Origin of the sequence: Streptomyces sp. col6, assembly GCF_008042035.1 — a bacterium.
Lineage (GTDB): Bacteria > Actinomycetota > Actinomycetes > Streptomycetales > Streptomycetaceae > Streptomyces.
Window position 1 is genome coordinate 304,134 of sequence record NZ_RDBL01000013.1, and the last position, 20,069, is coordinate 324,202.

20 protein-coding genes are annotated in these 20,069 nt (G+C 71.9%); 16 read left to right on the forward strand and 4 right to left on the reverse strand.

Annotation, left to right across the window (positions count from 1 at the left end; genetic code table 11):
* The first annotated feature begins 26 nt into the window (after nucleotides 1-26).
* The gene (locus tag EAO73_RS17940; protein WP_147972557.1) at nucleotides 27-1,019 is read left to right on the forward strand and encodes an adenosine deaminase; all 993 of its coding nucleotides are present in this window, start codon (nucleotides 27-29) and stop codon (nucleotides 1,017-1,019) included.
* On the opposite strand, the gene EAO73_RS17945 is transcribed toward EAO73_RS17940, so the two are convergent.
* Nucleotides 983-2,344, reverse strand: a complete 1,362-nt coding sequence (locus tag EAO73_RS17945; protein WP_147972558.1) for an MFS transporter — start codon at nucleotides 2,342-2,344, stop codon at nucleotides 983-985. The two genes, EAO73_RS17940 and EAO73_RS17945, sit on opposite strands and share 37 nt — an antisense overlap.
* A 379-nt stretch (nucleotides 2,345-2,723) precedes the next feature.
* On the opposite strand from EAO73_RS17945, the gene EAO73_RS17950 reads away from it, so the two are divergent.
* The 7 genes from EAO73_RS17950 (at nucleotide 2,724) to era (ending at nucleotide 8,674) form a co-directional block, all read left to right on the forward strand.
* The gene (locus EAO73_RS17950; RefSeq protein ID WP_147972559.1) at nucleotides 2,724-3,830 is read left to right on the forward strand and encodes a PfkB family carbohydrate kinase; all 1,107 of its coding nucleotides are present in this window, start codon (nucleotides 2,724-2,726) and stop codon (nucleotides 3,828-3,830) included.
* A 121-nt stretch (nucleotides 3,831-3,951) separates the two neighbouring features.
* A complete protein-coding gene (locus EAO73_RS17955; RefSeq protein WP_147972560.1) occupies nucleotides 3,952-5,004 on the forward strand; it encodes a PhoH family protein in 1,053 nt (350 codons plus the stop codon).
* Between the two features lie 9 nt (nucleotides 5,005-5,013).
* Nucleotides 5,014-5,511, forward strand: coding sequence for an rRNA maturation RNase YbeY (ybeY, locus tag EAO73_RS17960; protein ID WP_147972561.1), 498 nt, complete (start codon nucleotides 5,014-5,016; stop codon nucleotides 5,509-5,511).
* A complete protein-coding gene (locus EAO73_RS17965; protein ID WP_147972562.1) occupies nucleotides 5,508-6,803 on the forward strand; it encodes a hemolysin family protein in 1,296 nt (431 codons plus the stop codon). Before ybeY ends, EAO73_RS17965 begins: the two co-directional genes overlap by 4 nt.
* Nucleotides 6,800-7,153, forward strand: a complete 354-nt coding sequence (locus tag EAO73_RS17970) for an MmcQ/YjbR family DNA-binding protein (RefSeq protein WP_093708896.1) — start codon at nucleotides 6,800-6,802, stop codon at nucleotides 7,151-7,153. Before EAO73_RS17965 ends, EAO73_RS17970 begins: the two co-directional genes overlap by 4 nt.
* A gap of 60 nt (nucleotides 7,154-7,213) precedes the next feature.
* A complete protein-coding gene (locus EAO73_RS17975) occupies nucleotides 7,214-7,567 on the forward strand; it encodes a cytidine deaminase (RefSeq protein ID WP_147972563.1) in 354 nt (117 codons plus the stop codon).
* A gap of 132 nt (nucleotides 7,568-7,699) precedes the next feature.
* Nucleotides 7,700-8,674, forward strand: coding sequence for a GTPase Era (gene era, locus EAO73_RS17980; protein ID WP_191134126.1), 975 nt, complete (start codon nucleotides 7,700-7,702; stop codon nucleotides 8,672-8,674).
* A gap of 28 nt (nucleotides 8,675-8,702) precedes the next feature.
* Here the strand turns inward: era and EAO73_RS17985 are convergent, their stop codons facing one another.
* Both EAO73_RS17985 and EAO73_RS17990 read right to left on the reverse strand, forming a co-directional pair.
* Nucleotides 8,703-8,969: a protealysin inhibitor emfourin gene (locus EAO73_RS17985; RefSeq protein ID WP_147972565.1), complete on the reverse strand. Its 267-nt coding sequence runs from the start codon at nucleotides 8,967-8,969 to the stop codon at nucleotides 8,703-8,705.
* 58 nt (nucleotides 8,970-9,027) lie between these two features.
* Nucleotides 9,028-10,104, reverse strand: coding sequence for a M4 family metallopeptidase (locus tag EAO73_RS17990; protein ID WP_147972566.1), 1,077 nt, complete (start codon nucleotides 10,102-10,104; stop codon nucleotides 9,028-9,030).
* Between the two features lie 293 nt (nucleotides 10,105-10,397).
* On the opposite strand from EAO73_RS17990, the gene leuA reads away from it, so the two are divergent.
* The 8 genes from leuA (at nucleotide 10,398) to EAO73_RS18030 (ending at nucleotide 19,575) form a co-directional block, all read left to right on the forward strand.
* Nucleotides 10,398-12,185 (forward strand): 2-isopropylmalate synthase, encoded by a 1,788-nt coding sequence (leuA, locus tag EAO73_RS17995; RefSeq protein ID WP_147972567.1) that lies wholly within the window; start codon nucleotides 10,398-10,400, stop codon nucleotides 12,183-12,185.
* 209 nt (nucleotides 12,186-12,394) lie between these two features.
* Nucleotides 12,395-13,072 carry a TerB family tellurite resistance protein gene (locus EAO73_RS18000; RefSeq protein ID WP_147972568.1) on the forward strand — a complete coding sequence of 226 codons (678 nt, stop codon included), beginning with the start codon at nucleotides 12,395-12,397 and terminating at the stop codon, nucleotides 13,070-13,072.
* 151 nt (nucleotides 13,073-13,223) lie between these two features.
* Nucleotides 13,224-15,320 (forward strand): MMPL family transporter, encoded by a 2,097-nt coding sequence (locus tag EAO73_RS18005; protein WP_224756356.1) that lies wholly within the window; start codon nucleotides 13,224-13,226, stop codon nucleotides 15,318-15,320.
* A 113-nt stretch (nucleotides 15,321-15,433) separates the two neighbouring features.
* A complete protein-coding gene (locus EAO73_RS18010) occupies nucleotides 15,434-16,672 on the forward strand; it encodes a sensor histidine kinase (RefSeq protein ID WP_147973506.1) in 1,239 nt (412 codons plus the stop codon).
* A complete protein-coding gene (locus EAO73_RS18015) occupies nucleotides 16,669-17,340 on the forward strand; it encodes a response regulator (protein ID WP_147972569.1) in 672 nt (223 codons plus the stop codon). Before EAO73_RS18010 ends, EAO73_RS18015 begins: the two co-directional genes overlap by 4 nt.
* Before the next feature lie 59 nt (nucleotides 17,341-17,399).
* The gene (gene recO / locus EAO73_RS18020) at nucleotides 17,400-18,146 is read left to right on the forward strand and encodes a DNA repair protein RecO (protein WP_147972570.1); all 747 of its coding nucleotides are present in this window, start codon (nucleotides 17,400-17,402) and stop codon (nucleotides 18,144-18,146) included.
* A 21-nt stretch (nucleotides 18,147-18,167) separates the two neighbouring features.
* Nucleotides 18,168-18,995, forward strand: coding sequence for an isoprenyl transferase (locus tag EAO73_RS18025; RefSeq protein WP_147972571.1), 828 nt, complete (start codon nucleotides 18,168-18,170; stop codon nucleotides 18,993-18,995).
* Nucleotides 18,996-19,044: 49 nt separating this feature from the next.
* A complete protein-coding gene (locus EAO73_RS18030; RefSeq protein ID WP_147972572.1) occupies nucleotides 19,045-19,575 on the forward strand; it encodes a YcxB family protein in 531 nt (176 codons plus the stop codon).
* Between the two features lie 31 nt (nucleotides 19,576-19,606).
* On the opposite strand, the gene EAO73_RS18035 is transcribed toward EAO73_RS18030, so the two are convergent.
* Entirely contained in the window at nucleotides 19,607-20,041 is a 435-nt protein-coding gene (locus tag EAO73_RS18035) for a Fur family transcriptional regulator (RefSeq protein WP_136317712.1), read from the reverse strand.
* Between the last annotated feature and the right edge of the window lie 28 nt (nucleotides 20,042-20,069).

A 20,069-nucleotide genomic window follows, 5' to 3' on the forward strand; every position in this document is an offset into this window, starting at 1 on the left:
CACCACCTGCGTTAGCGAGAAACACCGTGCACCTCCCCAAAGCGGAACTCCACCTCCACATCGAGGGAACCCTCGAACCGGAACTGGCCTTCGCGCTCGCCGCGCGCAACGGCGTGACCCTGCCGTACGCGGACACCGAGGCCCTGCGCACCGCGTACCTCTTCGAGGACCTGCAGAGCTTCCTGGACCTCTACTACGCGCTGATGGCGGTGCTGCGGACCGAGGACGACTTCGCCGAGCTCGCCGACGCCTACCTCGCCCGCGCCGCCGCCCAGGGCGTGCGCCACGCCGAGATCTTCTTCGACCCGCAGGCCCACACCGCACGCGGCGTGCCCATCGGCACCGTCGTCGAGGGCCTGGGCCGGGCGCTGCAGCGCAGCGAGGAGAAGCACGGCATCTCCACCCAGCTGATCATGTGCTTCCTGCGCGACCAGTCCGCCGACTCGGCCCTGGAGACCCTGGAGGCGGCCCGGCCGCACCTGCACCGGATCAGCGCCGTCGGCCTGGACTCCGCCGAGGTCGGCCACCCGCCCGCGAAATTCCGCGAGGTGTACGAACGGGCCGGGGAGCTCGGGCTGCGCAAGGTCGCCCACGCGGGGGAGGAGGGGCCGCCCGCCTACATCCGCGAGGCGCTCGACGTGCTGGGCGTGGAGCGCATCGACCACGGGCTGCGCTGCATGGAGGACCCGGACCTGGTGAAGCGGCTGGTCGCGGAGCGCGTACCGCTCACGCTGTGCCCGCTGTCCAACGTACGGCTGCGCGCGATCGACACCCTGGAGCAGCACCCGCTGCCGGCCATGATGGACGCCGGGCTGCTGTGCACGGTGAACTCCGACGACCCCGCCTACTTCGGCGGGTACGTCGGAGACACCTTCCACGCCGTGCACGAGGCGCTCGGGCTGGACCGCGAGCAGCTGCGCACGCTGGCCCGCAACTCCTTCGAGGCGGCCTTCCTCGACCACGACGAGGAGCGCAGGGCGCGCTACCTGTCGGAGGTCGAGGCGTACGCGTTCGACTGACCGCCCTCCGGGCCGGCCGTGCGGAACGCGTTCCTGCCCAGGCGCCTGCGGCGCAGGGCCGGGATGCTGAGTTCCGTGACGGCCTGCTCGGGCGCGCCCACCTTGGGCACGGCCCCGGGCACCGCACCCGTGGTGACGGCGAGCAGCGCGGCCGGCGCACCACCCCGGCGGCGTACCGAACCGGGCACCAGCGGACGGCCGCCGGTGTGCAGGGCAACGGCTGTCACCGGGAGCGCTATCAGCAGCGTCGTCACGCCCAGGACCAGGCCCATTCCCGGATAGCCGGCCGCCTCCGACAGCACACTGCCGAGCACCGGCCCGCAGGCGACACCGACGGACGAGGCGGACCCCGCGAGGACCGCCCAGCGGCCGCGCACGTCGAGGGAGGCGGCCAGGCCGATCAGGTACGAGAGGACCACCGGGTAGACGGTGTTCCACAGGATCTCGCCGGTCGCGAAGGAGCCGAGGCTCCCGGCGGACGAGCTGAGCACGATGCTCCCCGCGATGACGGCAGTGCCCACGCCGATCGGGACCGCCCGGCCGAGCTTGGAGCCGAGCAGCCCGGCGCCCATCACGCCGAGCAGCCCCGCGCCGAGCGCGGCGGCGAACACGGCGCCGATGGTCACCTCGGACAGCCCGACCTGGTCCACGCCGATCCGGCTGCTGACGCCCCACAGCGCGTTCTGCGCCATCGACCAGACGAGCATGCCGCCCGCGAGCACCAGACCGGAGCGGCGGTGCGGCAGCCGGCCGGCGGCGGGGACGGCCGGTCCGGCCTGGTCCTCGCGGACCGAGCCGCCGAGCCGGGAGGTGGCCGGCCACACCAGGAGCGCGACCAGGGCGATCGAGGCGAACGGCAGCCGGTGGCCGCCGCCCAGGTGCGGCACCGTCAGGTACAGGGCGCCCGCGGTCGCCGAGACGCTCAGCAGCCCCAGGGACGAGGTGCGGTGCGGGTCGTGCTGGGCGGCGATGCCCGCCGCCGCGACGGCGGTCGCCGTGCCGGAGCCGAGGCCGCCGACCACCGCGCCGGCGACCACCAGCGGCACGGACCCGGCCAGCGCCGCGCAGCCGTACCCCACCACGCACAGGATCAGTCCCACGCGTGCCGGTCTGCACGGTCCGTACGTCTCCACGCGTCCCGCCAGGGTGAAACCGGCGGAGGCCGAGCTGAGCAGCAGGGCGCTGCCGACCAGCCCGGCCTGGGCCGTGCTGAGACCCAGGTAGACGGAGAGCCGTCCCACGATGGTGGGGAGGAGGTAGGCGGCGAGGTAACCGGCGGTGAACACGGCGACCAGGGGCCACGCGGCGCGAGGGCGCGAGGACATGGGCGTTCCTGAAGACATGCCAGAAGAGGCGGAAGGCAGGGAGGGGTAAGGCGCGGGGTGGTACGAGGGGGTGGTGCGAAGAGGGCGATGCCCGGAGGGTGACGCGAGGAGAGGCACTGCGGGAATACGAGGAAATCGGCGCTTCCGTCGGGTACGTCTCCAACGGTGCTCGCGGGCCAATTTGTATCAAGTGCTCCCGGCGCGCCGAAAGCCGGTCTCCTGTGATCTGGGTCACCTTTGTGTTTATGCGGTCCATCGATGGGTAACTGCGCATGTTTATGCAGGTCAGAGTCGGTGAACACACGCGCGGCGCGCACTCGTCCCATGCGGCCGGGAATCGGGCACACTGGCCGCAACCGCCACGACCGGGGAGTGCAAGGTGAGCGCTGGGATTCCGGACATCGACCCGCTGGACGGGCTGCGCGCCCCGCAGGACCCCGACTGCGACGTCTTCCTCACCGGCACGGTCTTCCTGGACATCATCTTCACCGGCCTGGACAGCGCCCCCGTACGCGGCACCGAGTCCTGGGCCCGGGGCATGGGTTCCAGCCCCGGCGGGGTCGCCAACATGGCGACCGCGCTGGCCCGTCTCGGCCTGCACACCTCGCTGGCCGCCGCGTTCGGCGACGACCACTACGGCGAGTACTGCTGGGACGCGCTCGAACAGGGCGAGGGCATCGACCTGTCCCGCTCGCACACGGTCCGCGGCTGGCACTCCCCGGTGACCGTCTCGATGGCGTACGAGGGCGAGCGGACGATGGTCTCGCACGGCCACGAGGCCCCGGCGCTCCCCACCACCGCCTCGCCCGAGGCCCCCGCCTTCCCCCGCTGCCCGCCCAGGGCTCGGGCGGCCGTCACCTCGCTCGTCCCCGGCCGCACCGAACCCTGGGTCGCCGAGGCCGCCCGCCGGGGGGCCCTGATCTTCGGGGACGTCGGCTGGGACGAGACCGGGCGCTGGGACCTGGACGCCCTGAACGGCCTGGAGCACTGCCACGCCTTCCTCCCCAACGCCGAGGAGGCCATGCGCTACACCCGCACCGACTGCCCCCGGGCCGCCGCGCACGCCCTCGCCGAACGCGTACCGCTCGCCGTCGTCACCCTCGGCTCCGAGGGCGCCTACGCGGTCGACGCGGCCACCGGGACCGCCGCCGAGGTCCCGGCCATCGCGGTCGAGGCCCTGGACCCGACCGGCGCGGGCGACGTCTTCGTGGCCGGCTTCGTCACCGGCACCCTGGCCGGCTGGCCCCTCGCCGACCGCCTCGCCTTCGCCGGGCTGACCGCCGCCCTCTCGGTCCAGGAGTTCGGCGGCTCGCTCTCGGCCCCCGGCTGGGCGGAGATCGCCGCCTGGTGGCAGCAGGTGCGCACCTGCGCCGGCCAGGACCCGGCCGCGCTGCGTCGTTACGCCTTCCTCGACGACCTGCTGCCGGCCGCCGCCCGGCCCTGGCCGCTGCGCCGGGCCGTACCCACGATCGGCTTCCGTCCGTAACCCCACCGCCCGGGAAAACCTCTGGTGTTGTCACTGCGGAGTCGTAGGCTTGTGGGACACGAGGTTTTCGAGCAGCGAGAACCCTGCAACGGGAGGTATGTGCAGGCCCGAGGGCCGGCCCATGACTCAGTCACCCACACAGCCGCAGGCGCGTGCCCACATCAGCATTCCGGCCGCTCACCCGATGGTGATGCTGCTGGGAGCGGGCGACTCGCTGCTGCGCGTGATCGAAGCGGCGTTCCCGGCGGCCGACATCCACGTCCGGGGCAATGACATAAGCGCGACGGGCGACGCGGCGGACATCGCGCTGATCCAGCGCCTGTTCGACGAGATGGTGCTGGTGCTTCGCACCGGACAGCCGATGACGGAGGACGCCGTGGAACGGTCGATCGCGATGCTCAAGGCCAGCGACAACGGCCAGGCGGACGGCACGGAGACCCCGGCCGAGGTGCTGACGCAGAACATCCTCTCCAGCCGCGGCCGCACGATCCGCCCCAAGACGCTCAACCAGAAGCGGTACGTCGACGCGATCGACCAGCACACGATCGTCTTCGGCATCGGCCCCGCCGGTACGGGCAAGACCTACCTGGCCATGGCCAAGGCGGTCCAGGCCCTCCAGTCCAAGCAGGTCAGCCGGATCATCCTGACCCGCCCCGCCGTCGAGGCGGGCGAGCGGCTGGGCTTCCTGCCCGGCACGCTGTTCGACAAGATCGACCCGTATCTGCGCCCGCTCTACGACGCCCTGCACGACATGCTCGACCCCGACTCGATCCCGCGCCTGATGGCGGCGGGCACGATCGAGGTCGCGCCGCTGGCGTACATGCGCGGCCGGACCCTGAACGACGCCTTCATCATCCTGGACGAGGCGCAGAACACCAGCGCCGAGCAGATGAAGATGTTCCTGACCCGGCTCGGCTTCGACTCCAAGATCGTCGTCACCGGCGACATCACCCAGGTCGACCTGCCGACGGGGACCAAGAGCGGTCTGCGCCAGGTGCAGGAGATCCTGGAGGGCATCGACGACGTGCACTTCTCCCGGCTCACCTCCCAGGATGTCGTCCGGCACAAGCTGGTCGGCCGTATCGTCGACGCGTACGAGAAGTACGACAGCAGCAAGGGCGAGCAGGACGGCAGCGGCCATCGTGGCCGGGGCCGCCACAACGGGAAGCAGTAGCAGCGCACCATGTCGATCGACGTCAACAACGAGTCCGGAACCGAGGTCGACGAGCAGGCGATCCTCGACATCGCCCGCTACGCGCTCGCGCGCATGCGGATCCACCCGCTCTCCGAGCTGTCGGTGATCGTGGTGGACACCGCGGCCATGGAGCAGCTGCACATCCAGTGGATGGACCTCCCGGGCCCGACGGATGTCATGTCCTTCCCGATGGACGAGCTGCGTCCGCCGGCCAAGGACGACGAGGAGCCCCCGCCGGGGCTCCTCGGCGACATCGTGCTCTGCCCCGAGGTCGCCACGAAGCAGGGCCAGGAGGCCGAGACGCAGCACTCCATGGACGAGGAGCTCCAGCTCCTCACCGTCCACGGGGTGCTGCACCTGCTGGGCTACGACCACGAGGAGCCGGACGAGAAGGCCGAGATGTTCGGCCTCCAGGCGGCCATCGTGGACGGCTGGCGCGGTGAGCGCGGGCTGACCGGCCCGTCCCCCGCCCCGACCGTCTCGTGAGCCTGCCGCTGATCTCCGGCGTTGTGCTGCTGGTCGTCGTCGGCTGGCTGGCCGCCTGCGCCGAGGCCGGGATCGCCCGTACGTCGAGCTTCCGGGCCGCCGAGGCGGTCCGCTCGGGCCGGCGCGGCAGCGCCAAGCTGGAACAGGTCGCGGCCGATCCGACGCGCTATCTCAACGTCGCCCTGCTGGTGCGGGTCGCCTGCGAGATGGCCGCCGGGGTGCTCGTCACCTACGCCTGCCTGAAGGAGTTCCCGGAGACCTGGGAGGCACTGGCCGTCGCCATCGGCGTGATGGTCCTCGTCTCCTATGTCGCGATCGGCGTCTCGCCGCGCACCATCGGCCGCCAGCACCCGCTGAACACGGCCACCGCCTCGGCGTACGTGCTGCTGCCGCTGGCCCGGATCATGGGGCCCATTCCGCAGCTGCTGATCCTCATCGGCAACGCGCTGACCCCCGGCAAGGGGTTCCGCAAGGGGCCGTTCGCCAGCGAGGCCGAGCTGCGCGCCATGGTGGACCTCGCCGAGCAGGAGTCGCTGATCGAGGACGAGGAGCGCCGCATGGTGCACTCCGTCTTCGAACTCGGTGACACGCTCGTGCGCGAGGTGATGGTCCCGCGCACCGACCTCGTCTGCATCGAGCGCTACAAGACGATCCGTCAGGCGCTCACCCTCGCGCTGCGCTCCGGCTTCTCCCGGATTCCGGTCACCGGCGAGAACGAGGACGACATCGTCGGGATCGTCTATCTCAAGGACCTGGTCCGCAAGACGCACATCAACCGGGAGTCGGAGGCCGACCCGGTCTCCACCGCGATGCGCCCGGCGGCGTTCGTGCCCGACACCAAGAACGCCGGTGACCTGCTGCGCGAGATGCAGCAGGACCGCAGCCACGTCGCCGTCGTCATCGACGAGTACGGCGGCACGGCGGGCATCGTCACCATCGAGGACATCCTGGAGGAGATCGTCGGCGAGATCACCGACGAGTACGACCGCGAGCTGCCGCCCGTCCAGGAGCTGGAGAACGGCTGCTTCCGGGTGACCGCCCGGCTCGACATCGGCGACCTCGGCGAGCTGTTCGGCCTCGACGAGTACGACGACGAGGACGTGGAGACGGTCGGCGGACTCCTCGCGAAGGCCCTCGGCCGGGTCCCGATCGCCGGTGCGTCCTCGGAGGTCGAACTGCCCGACGGGCGGCGGCTGCGGCTGACCGCCGAGTCCCCGGCGGGCCGACGGAACAAGATCGTCACGGTGCTGGTGGAGCCGGTGGCTCCCGAGGAGGAGGAGACCCCGGAATGACACCGCAGCAGCTGAGGGCGTTCTGCCTGGGCTTCAACGCCAGCGTCGAGGAGTTCCCGTTCGGACCCGAGGCGTCCGTCTTCAAGGTGCTCGGCAAGATGTTCGCGCTGAGCGCGCTGGACGCCCGCCCGCTGACGGTGAACCTCAAGTGCGACCCCGACGAGGCGGTGCGGCTGCGCGAGGAGTACGAGGCGGTGGTGCCCGGGTGGCACATGAACAAGCGCCACTGGAACACCGTCACGGTCTCCGGCCTCCCCGACGCGAAGCTGCGCGAGCTGATCGAGGACAGCTACGACCTGGTGGTCGCCGGCCTGCCGAAGGCGGAGCGGCTGCGGCTGGACCGGCCCTGAGCCACACCGGGCCGGGCTCCCGCGTACCCGGCCCCGTGCCGGGCTTCGTATGCTCGGCACATGACTGAGAGCACCGACCTCGGCGCCGAGGACCGCAAGATCGTCACCCTGGCGCGCAGCGCCCGCGCCCGCAACGGGGTGCCGGAGGGCGCGGCCGTCCGGGACGAGACGGGCCGCACGTATGTGGCGGGGACCGTGGAGCTGGAGTCGCTGAAGCTCAGCGCGCTGCGGACGGCCGTCGCGATGGCGGTGGCCAGCGGGGCCAAGTCCCTGGAGGCCGCCGCGATCGTCTCCGAGGCCGAGGCCCCCTCGGACGAGGACCGGGCCGCCGTACGGGACCTGGGCGGGGCCGGCACCCCGGTGCTGCTCGCCGGCCCGGACGGGCAGCTGCGACTCAGCGTCACGGCCGGCTGACCCGCGTACGCACGGGCGCCCCGCCCACCGCGCCGTGACGCGCCCCGCGCGGGCGTGGCGGGGCCGCCCCGGACGGGGTCCGGGGCCCTCGGCGGACGCCTGGGTGCCCCGCGGCCCCCGGGATCGGGGACAATGGGCGCCATGAGCGCTCGACCTAACCCCGAAGCCGCCGCGCGGCAGGCTGAGAACACCGCCCCCCACCGGGCCGGTTTCGCCTGCTTCGTGGGACGCCCCAACGCGGGCAAGTCCACCCTGACGAACGCTCTGGTCGGGCGGAAGGTGGCCATCACCTCCAACCGGCCGCAGACGACCCGGCACACCGTGCGCGGCATCGTGCACCGGCCGGACGCCCAGCTGATCCTGGTCGACACCCCCGGGCTCCACAAGCCGCGCACCCTGCTGGGCGAGCGGCTCAACGACGTCGTGCGCACCACCTGGGCCGAGGTCGACGTCATCGGCTTCTGCCTGCCCGCCGACCAGAAGCTCGGCCCCGGCGACAAGTACATCGTCAAGGAACTCGCGGGCATCAGGAAGACGCCCAAGATCGCGATCATCACCAAGACCGACCTGGTCGACTCCAAGCAGCTCGCCGAACAGCTGCTGGCGGTCTCCCGGCTCGGCGAGGAGCTCGGCTTCGAGTGGGCGGAGATCATCCCGGTCTCGGCCGTCAAGGACCAGCAGGTCGACCTGCTGGCCGACCTGATCGCCCCCCTCCTGCCCGAGGGCCCGCCGCTCTACCCCGAGGGCGACCTCACCGACGAGCCGGAGATGGTCATGGTCGCGGAGCTGATCCGCGAGGCCGCGCTCGAAGGCGTACGCGACGAGCTGCCGCACTCCATCGCGGTCGTCGTCGAGGAGATGCTGCCGCGCGAGGACCGGCCGGCGGACAAGCCGCTGCTGGACATCCACGCCAACGTCTACATCGAGCGCCCCAGCCAGAAGGGCATCATCATCGGCCCGAAGGGCAAGCGGCTGAAGGACGTCGGCACGAAGTCCCGCAAGCACATCGAGGCCCTGCTCGGCACGCCCGTCTTCCTCGACCTGCACGTCAAGGTCGCCAAGGACTGGCAGCGCGACCCGAAGCAGCTGCGCAAGCTGGGATTCTGAGGCCGTCAGCCGCGCCGGCCGCCCCGTCTCACGCGCCCTCTTTCAGGACGCGTGAGATCAGGGCGCGCTGGGCGTCGGTCAGGCGGGGGTCCGCGCAGTGCACCGTGCGGCCGTCGACCGTTATCCGGTAGCTGAAGCCGTCCGGGACGCCCCGGGGTGCCGTGTCCTGGCCGTCGGCGAGCGCCGAGCCCGCCAGGGCCTCCCACTCCGGGGCGTCGGCCAGCCCGGAGGTGTCGATCTCGCGGTGGCGCGCGATGCCGGCGAAGCCGCCGGTCCTGCTCACCTGAATCCGCATGCGGTGTCCTTCCACGGCGGACGGGCCGGCCGGTGGGTCGCCCGGTCGGCCGGAGTGCCTAACGGGTCGGAACGCCCACCTCCGACCAGGCCTTGAGGACGGCCTCCACCTCGTCGCCCTCGCCGAAGCGGCTGCGCGCCGCCGCCACGGTGAGCCGGGCGAAGTCCGCGAAGTCCGCGTCCACCGCCAGTTCACCACCTGTGAGCACATCGAACCAGAGCTGACCCGCCCGCTCCCAGGAACTGCCCCCGAGCGCGGTCGCCAGAAGGTAGAACGCGCGGTTGGGGATGCCGGAGTTGAGGTGCACCCCGCCGTTGTCGTCGCCGGTGTGGATGTAGTCGTCCATGGAGGCCGGCTGCGGGTCCTTGCCGAGCACGTCGTCGTCGTATGCGGTGCCGGGCGCCTTCATCGAGCGCAGCGCCACACCCTGGACGCGGGGCGCGAGCAGCCCCTCGCCGATCAGCCAGTCGGCCTGCTCGGCGGTCTGGCCCAGCGAGTACTGCTTCACGAGGGAGCCGAAGACGTCCGAGACCGACTCGTTGAGCGCGCCGGACTGGCCGTAGTAGCTCAGGTTGGCCGTGTACTGCGTGAGGCCGTGGGCCAGTTCGTGGGCGATCACGTCGATGGCGACGGTGAAGTCGAGGAAGATCTCGCCGTCCCCGTCGCCGAAGACCATCTGTTCGCCGTCGAAGAAGGCGTTGTTGTACTTCTCGTCGTAGTGGACGGAGCCGATCAGCGGCAGCCCGTTGCCGTCGATCGAACGCCGGCCGTAGGCGGTGAGCAGCAGATCGAAGGTGGCGCCGAGGCCCGCGTACGCGCGGTTGACGCTGGCGTCGGACGTGGGGTCCTCGCCCTCGCCGCGGACCTTGGTGCCCGGCAGGTCCGTGCCGTGGCGGCAGTCGTAGAGCGTGCGGTCGGGCTTGGCGGAGCCCTCGTCGTCCGGCTCGGCGGTGACGGTGGGCCGGACGACGGTGGTCATCCGGCGACGGGTGCGCCGGGCCGCGTCGGCCTCCAGGGTGCGGCGGGCCGGGTTCGCGAGGACGGGGTCGTCGGACTGGGACAGCTTGTCGAGGAGGTGGGGCGGGACGATGGTGCAGAAGACGGGGTGGAACCCCTGCTGTGAATGAGGCTGCATACACACGACTGTGGCACTGCGTAAGCGCAATGTCACTGGTTGCAACTGGTGTTGATGAAATGGAGTGATTGGTCACTGTTGGGTGTTTAAGCCGCCCGGTCCCGCATACTGATACAGCACCCACGTCTCGGGCGCCCCTCGGCTAGTCTCGACGCATCATGCGTTTCGGGCTGCTTCTTCTTAGCTGCCGCGGCGAGGGCCTGTAGTCGTAGGCCGACCCCCTCCCCGCGGAGTCTGGTGTTGCAGTGACACAGTCGGCCGTCCCGTAGAAGGACCCCGAGGAGCCCTACGCCATGACCGAAGTGAATCCCGCCCAGACCCCCGCCTCGCACGCCGTCGGCCGTCGCACGCCGGTCACCAACGCCGCGGTGCTGCAGAAGCCGTCCGGGATGCCGGTCCACAAGTACGGCGGCTACGAGGCCGTGGACATCCCCGACCGCACCTGGCCCGAGAAGCGGATCACCAAGGCTCCCCGCTGGCTCTCCACGGACCTGCGTGACGGCAACCAGGCCCTGATCGACCCCATGTCGCCGGCCCGCAAGCGCGAGATGTTCGACCTGCTCGTACGCATGGGCTACAAGGAGATCGAGGTCGGCTTCCCGTCCTCCGGCGAGACCGACTTCGCCTTCGTCCGCTCGATCATCGAAGAGGGCGCGATCCCCGAGGACGTGACGATCTCCGTCCTGACGCAGGCCCGCGAGGAGCTGATCGAGCGGACCGTCGAATCCCTGCGCGGCGCCCACCGCGCCACCGTGCACCTGTACAACGCGACCGCCCCGACCTTCCGCCGCGTGGTCTTCCGCGGCACCAAGGAGGAGGTCAAGCAGATCGCGGTGGACGGCACCCGGCTGGTCATGGAGTACGCCGAGAAGATCCTGGGCGAGGAGACGATCTTCGGCTACCAGTACAGCCCCGAGATCTTCACCGACACCGAGCTGGACTTCGCCCTGGAGGTCTGCGAGGCCGTCTGTGACGTCTGGCAGCCCGAGGAGGGGCGCGAGATCATTCTCAACCTGCCCGCGACCGTGGAGCGTTCGACGCCGTCCACGCACGCGGACCGGTTCGAGTGGATGTCGCGCAACCTGTCGCGCCGCGAGTTCGTCTGCCTGTCCGTCCACCCGCACAACGACCGCGGCACCGCCGTCGCCGCCGCCGAACTGGCCCTGATGGCCGGGGCGGACCGCATCGAGGGCTGCCTGTTCGGCCAGGGCGAGCGCACCGGCAACGTCGACCTGGTGACGCTGGGCATGAACCTGTTCTCGCAGGGCGTCGACCCGCAGATCGACTTCTCGCAGATCGACGAGATCCGCCGCACCAGCGAGTACTGCAACCAGATGGAGGTCCACCCGCGCCACCCCTACGCGGGCGACCTGGTCTACACCGCCTTCTCCGGCTCCCACCAGGACGCCATCAAGAAGGGCTTCGACGCCATGGAGGCCGACGCGGCAGCCCAGGGAAAGACGGTGGACGACATCGAGTGGGCCGTGCCGTATCTGCCGATCGACCCGAAGGACGTCGGCCGCTCCTACGAGGCGGTCATCCGCGTCAACTCGCAGTCCGGCAAGGGCGGCATCGCGTACGTCCTGAAGAACGACCACAAGCTGGACCTGCCGCGCCGGATGCAGATCGAATTCTCCCGGATCATTCAGGCCAAGACCGACGCCGAGGGCGGCGAGGTCACGCCGACGCAGATCTGGAGCGTGTTCCAGGACGAGTACCTGCCCAACCCGGCCAACGCGTGGGGCCGTGTGCAGATCCGTTCCGGCCAGAGCACGACCGGTTCCGACGGCCAGGACACGATCACCGTCGAGGCCACCGTCGACGGCACGGACACCGTGCTGACCGGAACCGGCAACGGTCCGATCTCCGCCTTCTTCGAAGCGCTGCAGGCCATCGGCATCGACGCCCGGCTGCTGGACTACACCGAGCACACCATGAGCGAGGGCGCGAGCGCGCAGGCCGCCTCGTACATCGAGTGCGCCATCGACGGAAAGGTGCTGTGGGGCATCGGCATCGACGCCAACACCACCCGCGCCTCGCTGAAGGCGGTCGTCTCGGCCGTCAACCGCGCCACCCGCTGAACCGGCGCCCGGAAGGGCGCGCAGCGGCACGGTCCACGAGCCCCGCCCACCCGTCCTCGGGGGGCGGGGTTCGGCCATTCTCCGGGTGGTTGTGACGGGCGGGGTGCTGACGGCGCAACGGGGATGTGGTTAACATCACGTCGACACGGCAGTGTTGCCGGAGTGTTACGGAGGTGTGCGACGTGCGGTCAGCCCTGGGACAACGCGCCATGAAGCTGCGTATCTGCGGCATCCGTACGCTCTGGGACGCCGTGGGCGACGGGGAGTTCTTCTGCCCCGGCTGCGGAGGCGACCGCAACTACCGCCGCCTCACCGGACGCCGCCGCTTCGCCGTGCTGGGGGTGCCGCTGCTGCGGCGCGGCACCACGGGCCCGGTCGTCGAGTGCGCCGCCTGTCACGGGCACTTCGGCTGCGAGGCGCTCGACCACCCCACCACCACCCGGTTCTCCGCGATGCTCAGGGACGCCGTGCACACGGTCGCCCTCGGAGTCCTCGCGGCCGGCGGCAGCACCTCCCGTACGGTCCTGGAGACCGCGGCCGAGACCGTGCGCGGCGCCGGGTTCGACGACTGCACGCCCGAGCAGCTCGCCACCGTCGTCGAGGTCCTGTCCGCCGACATCGGCCACGGCTCCGCGTTCGACCCCGCCGCCGAGGCGTGCGGCGCGGCCCTCGCCATCGAGCTCCACGAGGTGCTGGAACCGCTCGCCCCGCACCTCGCCCCCACCGGACGCGAATCGATTCTGCTCCAGGGGGCCCGGATCGCCCTCGCCGACGGCGGGTACAGCCCGGCCGAGCGCGAGGTGCTGACGACGGTCGGCGGGGCGCTGCGGCTGCGCGCCGAGGACACCGCCCGGCTGCTCGCCCAGGCGGCGCGTACGCCCTCCTGATCCCGCGCCCGCCCGATACTCCCCAGGGAGTAACGGGCCCGCCGCACCCTCCCGGGCAGTAGCCGGGAAGTCGGCCCCTGGCGCGACGAACTCGCCCCGCCCCGACGGGAGTCTGGACACGACCGGACACCCGTACGGAAGGGGGCCTCCCATGACGGCCGCAGCACAGGACCGAGGACGAGCACGAGCGGTGAGCCGGTGGCGGCTGCTGCCCTGGGCGGTCGTCGCCCTCTGGGCCGCCGCGATGGCCGTCGCAGGTCCGTTCGCCGGGAAGCTCGGCGACGTGGAGGTCAACCGGGCGGTCGACTACCTCCCGGCGAGCGCCGACTCCACGCAGGCCGCGAAGATCCAGGATGCCCTGCCCGGCGGCGAGTCCACCGACCTCGTCCTCGTCTTCCACCGCGGCGGCGGCCTCACCGCCGCCGACCGGGCGCTGGCGGCCCGGCAGACGGCCGAGGTGGCGAGCGGCCACACCCTCACCGCGCCGCCGCACGCCGTCCCGTCGAAGGACGGCACCACGCTGATGTACCCGGTCTCCACGACCGAGCCCGGACAGGACGACGCGGCGCGCACCGCGTTCGTCGACGAGGTCCGGGACACCGCGCGCGGCGGCGACGGCCTGACCGCCGAGGTCGGCGGGCCCGGGGCGATGGACGTGGACGCGAAGAAGGTCTACGGCTCGCTCGGCGGTCCGCTGCTCTACACGACCGTCGCCGTCGTCGCGGTCCTGCTGATCCTCATCTACCGCAGCCCGCTGCTGTGGCTCGTGCCGCTCGTCGTCGCCGGGGTCGCCGACGTCCTCTCCATGGGCATCGTCCACGGACTCCACCGGGGCTTCGACGTCACCGTCACCGGCCAGAGCTCCGCCGTGACGACCATCCTCGTCTTCGGCGCCGGCACCGACTACGCCCTGCTCCTCGTCTCCCGCTACCGCGAGGAACTCACCCGCGCCGAACGCCCCGGCGAGGCGATGGCCGCGGCCCTGCGCGGCTGCGGACCCGCCGTCCTGGCCTCCTCCGGCACCGTCGCGGCGGGCCTGCTGTGCCTCCTGGCCGCCGATCTCACCAGCAGCCGGGGCATGGGCCCCATCGCCGCGGTCGGTGTGCTGTGCGCGCTCCTGGCGATGCTGACCCTGCTGCCGGCCGTCCTGGTGCTGCTGGGCCGCCGCGTCTTCTGGCCGCTCGTGCCCGTGTACGGCTCCGAGCCGCGCCGCCGCCGCTCGCTGTTCGCCGCCATGGGCGGCTCCGCCGGGCGCCGGCCGGTCGCCGTCCTCGTCACCGGCGGGGCCCTGCTGGGCGCGCTGTCGCTCGGGGTCCTCAACCTGCCCGGAAACCTCAAGCTGGAGGACTCCTTCACCACGAAGCCGGACTCGGTCACGGCCATGGCGACCCTCGCCGACGCCTACCCCGACCGCTCCAGCAGGCCCGTCGTCGTCACCACGCCCACCGAGCTGGCCTCCGGCACGCTGGCGAAGGCGCGGGCCACCGAGGGCGTCGCGGCGGCCGAGCGGGGCCGCAGCGGCGGCGGCTGGACCGAACTGGCCGTCACCGCGAAGGCCGCGCCCGAGTCCGCCGGTGAGCGGGCCACCATCCTCGCCCTGCGCGAACGGCTGCCCGGCAGCCACGTCGGCGGCTCCAGCGCCCAGCAGATGGACCTGGAGAAGGCGGGCTCCCGGGACCTGAAGGTCGTCGTCCCGCTCGTCCTGCTCTCCGTCCTCCTCATCCTGATCGCCCTGCTGCGCAGCCTCGTCGCGCCCCTGCTGCTCGTCGCCGCCGTCGTCGCGGTCTGGGGCGCCGCCCTCGGCATCGGCGGACTGGTCTTCGAACCGATCCTCGGCCTCAAGGGCACCGACCCCGGGCTGCCCCTGCTCACCTTCGTCTTCCTGGTGGCCCTGGGCGTCGACTACGGCATCTTCCTGATGCACCGGGTCCGCGAGGAGGCCCGGCGCGGCGCCGAGCCCACCGAGGCGGCGCTCACCGCCCTGCGCACCACCGGCGGGGTCATCGCCTCGGCGGGCCTGGTGCTCGCCGCCACCTTCGCCGTCCTGACGAACATGCCGATGACGGCCCTGGCCGAGATGGGCTTCGTGATCGCCGTCGGCGTGCTCCTGGACACCTTCCTGGTCCGCACCTACCTGGTGACCTCGGCGAGCGTGGCCCTCCAGCGCAGGATGTGGTGGCCCGGTGCGCTCAGCCGCCCCGCCCCCGCGGCCGAGCCCCGCGAACCGGAACTCGTCCCGGTCCCCTGACAACGCCCCGCCCCGTACCGGAGGATGGCGACGTGTCCCCAGTCACCGCACCGGCCGCCCCCGCGGCCACGAGCCGCCGCGACCGCGTCCTGGCCGTCGTCAACCGCGATCCGATGCGGGCGCCGCACCGGGCGCGCAACGACGCCCTGCTCGCCGTGGCCACGGCGGTGCTCTCCACGGCCCTCGCGCTGGCCGCCGGGGGCGCCGAGAGGATGGGCGCGGCGGGCTGGGCGCTGCTCCTGGGCAGCGTCGTGCCGCTCGTCTGGCGGCGGCGCGCCCCGGTGCCGGTCCTGCTCGCCATGGTGCCGCTGCTGGCGCTCTACCACGGCACCGACAACCTCCACACGGCGCCGATGCCGCAGACCTGGATCGTGCTCTACACGGTGGCCGTCACCGGCCGCCCGCTGCGCACCCTGGTCGTCGGCATCGGCGTCACCTCCGTGATGGTGACGGTGGTGCTCGCCCTCAGCGCGCACGACGGGCTCGAACTGCTGCGGATCTCCGGGTGGATCGTCGCGGTGCTGTTCTGCGGGGTCGACGTGCGCATCTACCGCCAGTACGTCGCCTCGGTGCTGGAGCGCGCCGAACGCGCCGAACGGACCCGGGAGGAGGAGGCCGCCCGCCGGGTCGCCGAGGAGCGGCTGCGCATCGCCCGCGATCTGCACGACCTCCTCGCGCACAGCATCACCCTCATCGGGGTGCAGACCTCGGTCGCCTCGCACATCCTGACCGTCGACCCGGAACGGCTGGACCGGCAGGCCGTCGCCGCCTCGCTGGACGACATCGCCGAGACCTGCCGGGAGGCCAGGGCCGAGCTGAGGACCACCCTCCAGGTGCTGCGCGGGAGCGGGCGGGAGAGCGGGGGAGCGGACCCGGACGGACCGCTGCCCGACCTGGCTGCCCTGCCCGGCCTCGTACGGGCCGCCGAGGCGGCCGGGGCCCGGGTCGACCTCGACGTCGGTGTCCCGGCGGGCCGCCTCGCCCCGGCCCTCGGGGCCGCCGCCTACCGGATCGTCCAGGAGTCCCTGACGAACGCGGTACGGCACGCGGGCGCCGGCGTCCGCATCCACGTCGTCGTCGAGCCCGCCGCCGGTGCCCTGCGGGTCACGGTGACCGACGACGGCACCGGTCCGGTGGACGACGGCTCCGCACCCGGGTTCGGGATCGTCGGAATGCGGGAACGCGCACGCTCCACCGGCGGCACCCTCACGGCGGGCCCCCGCCCCGACGGCGGCTTCGAGGTGTCGGCCCTGCTGCCGTTCCCGCCCCCGTCCCCGGGAAACCAGCCGGACGGCCCACCCACGTACATGCATGACCACGCACCGGAACGGGAAGCGGAGACCACCTCATGATCCGGGTACTGCTCGCGGACGACCAGACGCTCGTCCGGGCGGCCTTCGCGATGCTCGTCGGCTCCGACCCGGAGATGGAGGTGGTCGGCGAGGCCGCCACCGGCCTCGAAGCGGTCGCGCTCGCCCGCTCGGCACGCGCCGACCTCGTCGTCATGGACATCCGGATGCCCGAGCTCGACGGCATCGAGGCGACCCGCCGCATCGCCGCCGACGAGGACCTGGCCGGGGTGAAGGTGCTGGTCCTCACCACGTACGACACCGACGACCACATCGTCGACGCGCTGCGCGCCGGCGCCTCCGGATTCCTGGTCAAGGACACCCGGCCCGCCGATCTGCTCGCCGCGATCAGGACGGTCGCCGCGGGCGATTCGCTGCTCTCGCCCGGCCCGACCGCCCGGCTCATCGCCCGGGTCCTCAGCGCCCCGCGCGCCCCCTCCGGGCCGGGACCCGACGCTCTGGGCATGCTCTCCGAGCGCGAGTGCCAGGTCCTCGCCCTGGTCGCGCGCGGCCTCAACAACACCGAGACCGCCGACAGCCTGGGCCTCAGCCCGCTCACCGCCAAGACCCATGTCAGCCGGATCATGGGCAAGCTCGGCGCCCGGGACCGGGCCCAGCTGGTGATCGCCGCGTACGAGTCGGGGCTCGTGGTGCCCGCCGGGGGGAGCTGACCGGACCGGCTTTCCGGGGGCGGGCCCCGGGTGTCGGTGGCGTACCGGACAATGGACGCATGAGCTTGTTCCGGGACGACGGCGTGGTGCTGCGCACGCAGAAACTGGGCGAGGCCGACCGGATCATCACGATACTGACCCGGGGCCACGGCCGGGTGCGGGCCGTCGCGCGCGGGGTGCGCCGCACCAAGTCCAAGTTCGGGGCCCGGCTCGAGCCGTTCTCCCACGTGGACGTGCAGTTCTTCGCGCGCGGCAGCGAACTGGTCGGGCGGGGGCTGCCGCTGTGCACCCAGAGCGAGACGATCGCCCCGTACGGCGGCGGGATCGTCACGGACTACGGGCGCTACACCGCCGGCACCGCGATGCTGGAGACCGCCGAGCGCTTCACCGACCACGAGGGTGAACCCGCGGTCCAGCAGTACCTGCTGCTGGTGGGCGGGCTGCGCACGCTGGCCCGGGGCGAGCACGAGCCGCATCTGATCCTGGACGCCTTCCTGCTGAGGTCCCTGGCCGTCAACGGCTACGCCCCCAGCTTCGACGACTGCGCGCGCTGCGGACTGCCCGGACCGAACCGTTTCTTCTCCGTGGCGGCGGGCGGCGTCGTATGCGGCGACTGCCGGGTGCCCGGCAGCGTCGTACCCTCGGCTGAGGCCGTGGCCCTGCTGAGCGCCCTGCTCAGCGGCGACTGGGAGACGGCGGACGCGTGCGAGGCGCGTCATGTCAGGGAGGGGAGCGGGCTGGTGTCCGCCTATCTGCACTGGCATCTGGAGCGCGGGCTGCGTTCACTGCGGTACGTAGAGAAGTGACACAGGGAGACTGAGAAGCTCATGGCAGTACGCGGGATGCTCGGCGGCCGTAACCGGCGCGACCACAAGACCCCGGAGCCGCACCCGTCCGGTGCCGTGCCTCCGAAGATCCCCGGGGAGCTCGTGCCCAAGCACGTCGCCATCGTGATGGACGGCAACGGCCGCTGGGCCAAGGAGCGGGGCCTGCCGCGCACCGAAGGGCACAAGGTCGGCGAGGGCGTCGTCATGGACGTGCTCAAGGGCTGCATCGAGATGGGCGTCAAGAACCTCTCGCTGTACGCCTTCTCGACGGAGAACTGGAAGCGGTCCCCGGAGGAGGTGAAGTTCCTGATGAACTTCAACCGGGACGTGATCCGCCGCCGCCGTGACGAGATGGACGAGCTGGGCATCCGCATCCGCTGGGTGGGCCGCATGCCCAAGCTGTGGAAGTCGGTCGTCCAGGAGCTCCAGGTCGCCCAGGAGCAGACCAAGGACAACGACAGAATGACGCTGTACTTCTGCGTCAACTACGGCGGGCGGGCCGAGATCGCGGACGCCGCGCAGCGCATCGCGCAGGACGTCGCCGCCGGGCGGCTCGACCCCTCGAAGGTCAACGAGAAGACGTTCGCGAAGTACATCTACTACCCGGACATGCCGGACGTGGACCTGTTCGTGCGCCCCAGCGGCGAGCAGCGCACCTCGAACTACCTGATCTGGCAGAGCGCGTACGCCGAGATGGTCTTCCAGGACGTGCTGTGGCCCGACTTCGACCGCCGGGACCTGTGGCGGGCCTGCCTGGAGTTCGCCCAGCGCGACCGCCGGTTCGGCGGCGCCGAGGAGATCGCGGCGAAAACGGATCCCCGGGCCTGAACCCCTGCCGGTACGATCACGGCTCTTTCACACACGCCAGGTGGGGGCCATGAACGAACAGCAGGGTGCCGTGCACGGAGCGGTCGAACTGAGATACCGCCCCGAGCTGCGGGACTACACGACGGCGCTCCGCGCCCGCAACCGGGTCAGCGCCTCGGGCCGGCGGCAGCGGCTGCTGGGGGTGGCCGCGACGGGATGTGGCGTCGTGGCCACCTCGCTGTCCGTGGCGAAGGGCGGCGATGTGCCGGTGCCGCTGCTGGCGGCGCTGCTGGTCTGCGGCCCGCTGCTGTTCCTCGGCCCGTGGCTGACGGCACGCCAGCTGTTCCGGTTCGTACGGCGGCAGGGCGAGTTCCGGGTGCGGGTCGAGGAGTCCGGCGTCGCCGTCGACACGGACAGCACGAGCGCGGTCGTCACGTGGCGGGCGCAGCCGCGGTACGTGGAGACGACGGACCTGTTCGTGATGTTCAGCGACGACCGGAACGCCACCGGGGTGACCGTGATAGCCAAGCGGGGCGCCCGGGACGGGTCCGATGTGGACCGCATGCGCGAGATCTTCGGCCGGAACCTGACGAAGGTCTGAACGGCCGGAGCGGGAGCCGCCCCGGTCCGGCCTACTTCTCTCCGCTCGCGCAGTCCGCGCAGGTGCCGAAGACCTCGACCGTGTGCGCCACGTTGACGAAGCCGTGCTGCGTGGCGATGGTCTCCGCCCACTGCTCGACCACGGGGCCCTCGACCTCGACCGCCTTGCCGCACATGCGGCAGACCAGATGGTGATGGTGCTCGCCGGTCGAGCAGCGCCGGTAGACGGACTCGCCCTCCGTGGTGCGCAGGACGTCCACCTCGCCGGCGTCGGCGAGGGACTGCAGGGTGCGGTAGACCGTCGTCAGGCCGACCGAGTCCCCGCGGTGCTTGAGGACGTCGTGCAGCTCCTGGGCGCTGCGGAACTCGTCCACCTCGTCGAGCGCCGCCGCCACGGCCGCCCGCTGCCGGGTCGACCGGCCGCGGACCGGAGCCGCGTTCGTTCCACTGATCGGCGCCGTCGCCACAGGAGCCTCCTCGTGTCGCCCGTACATC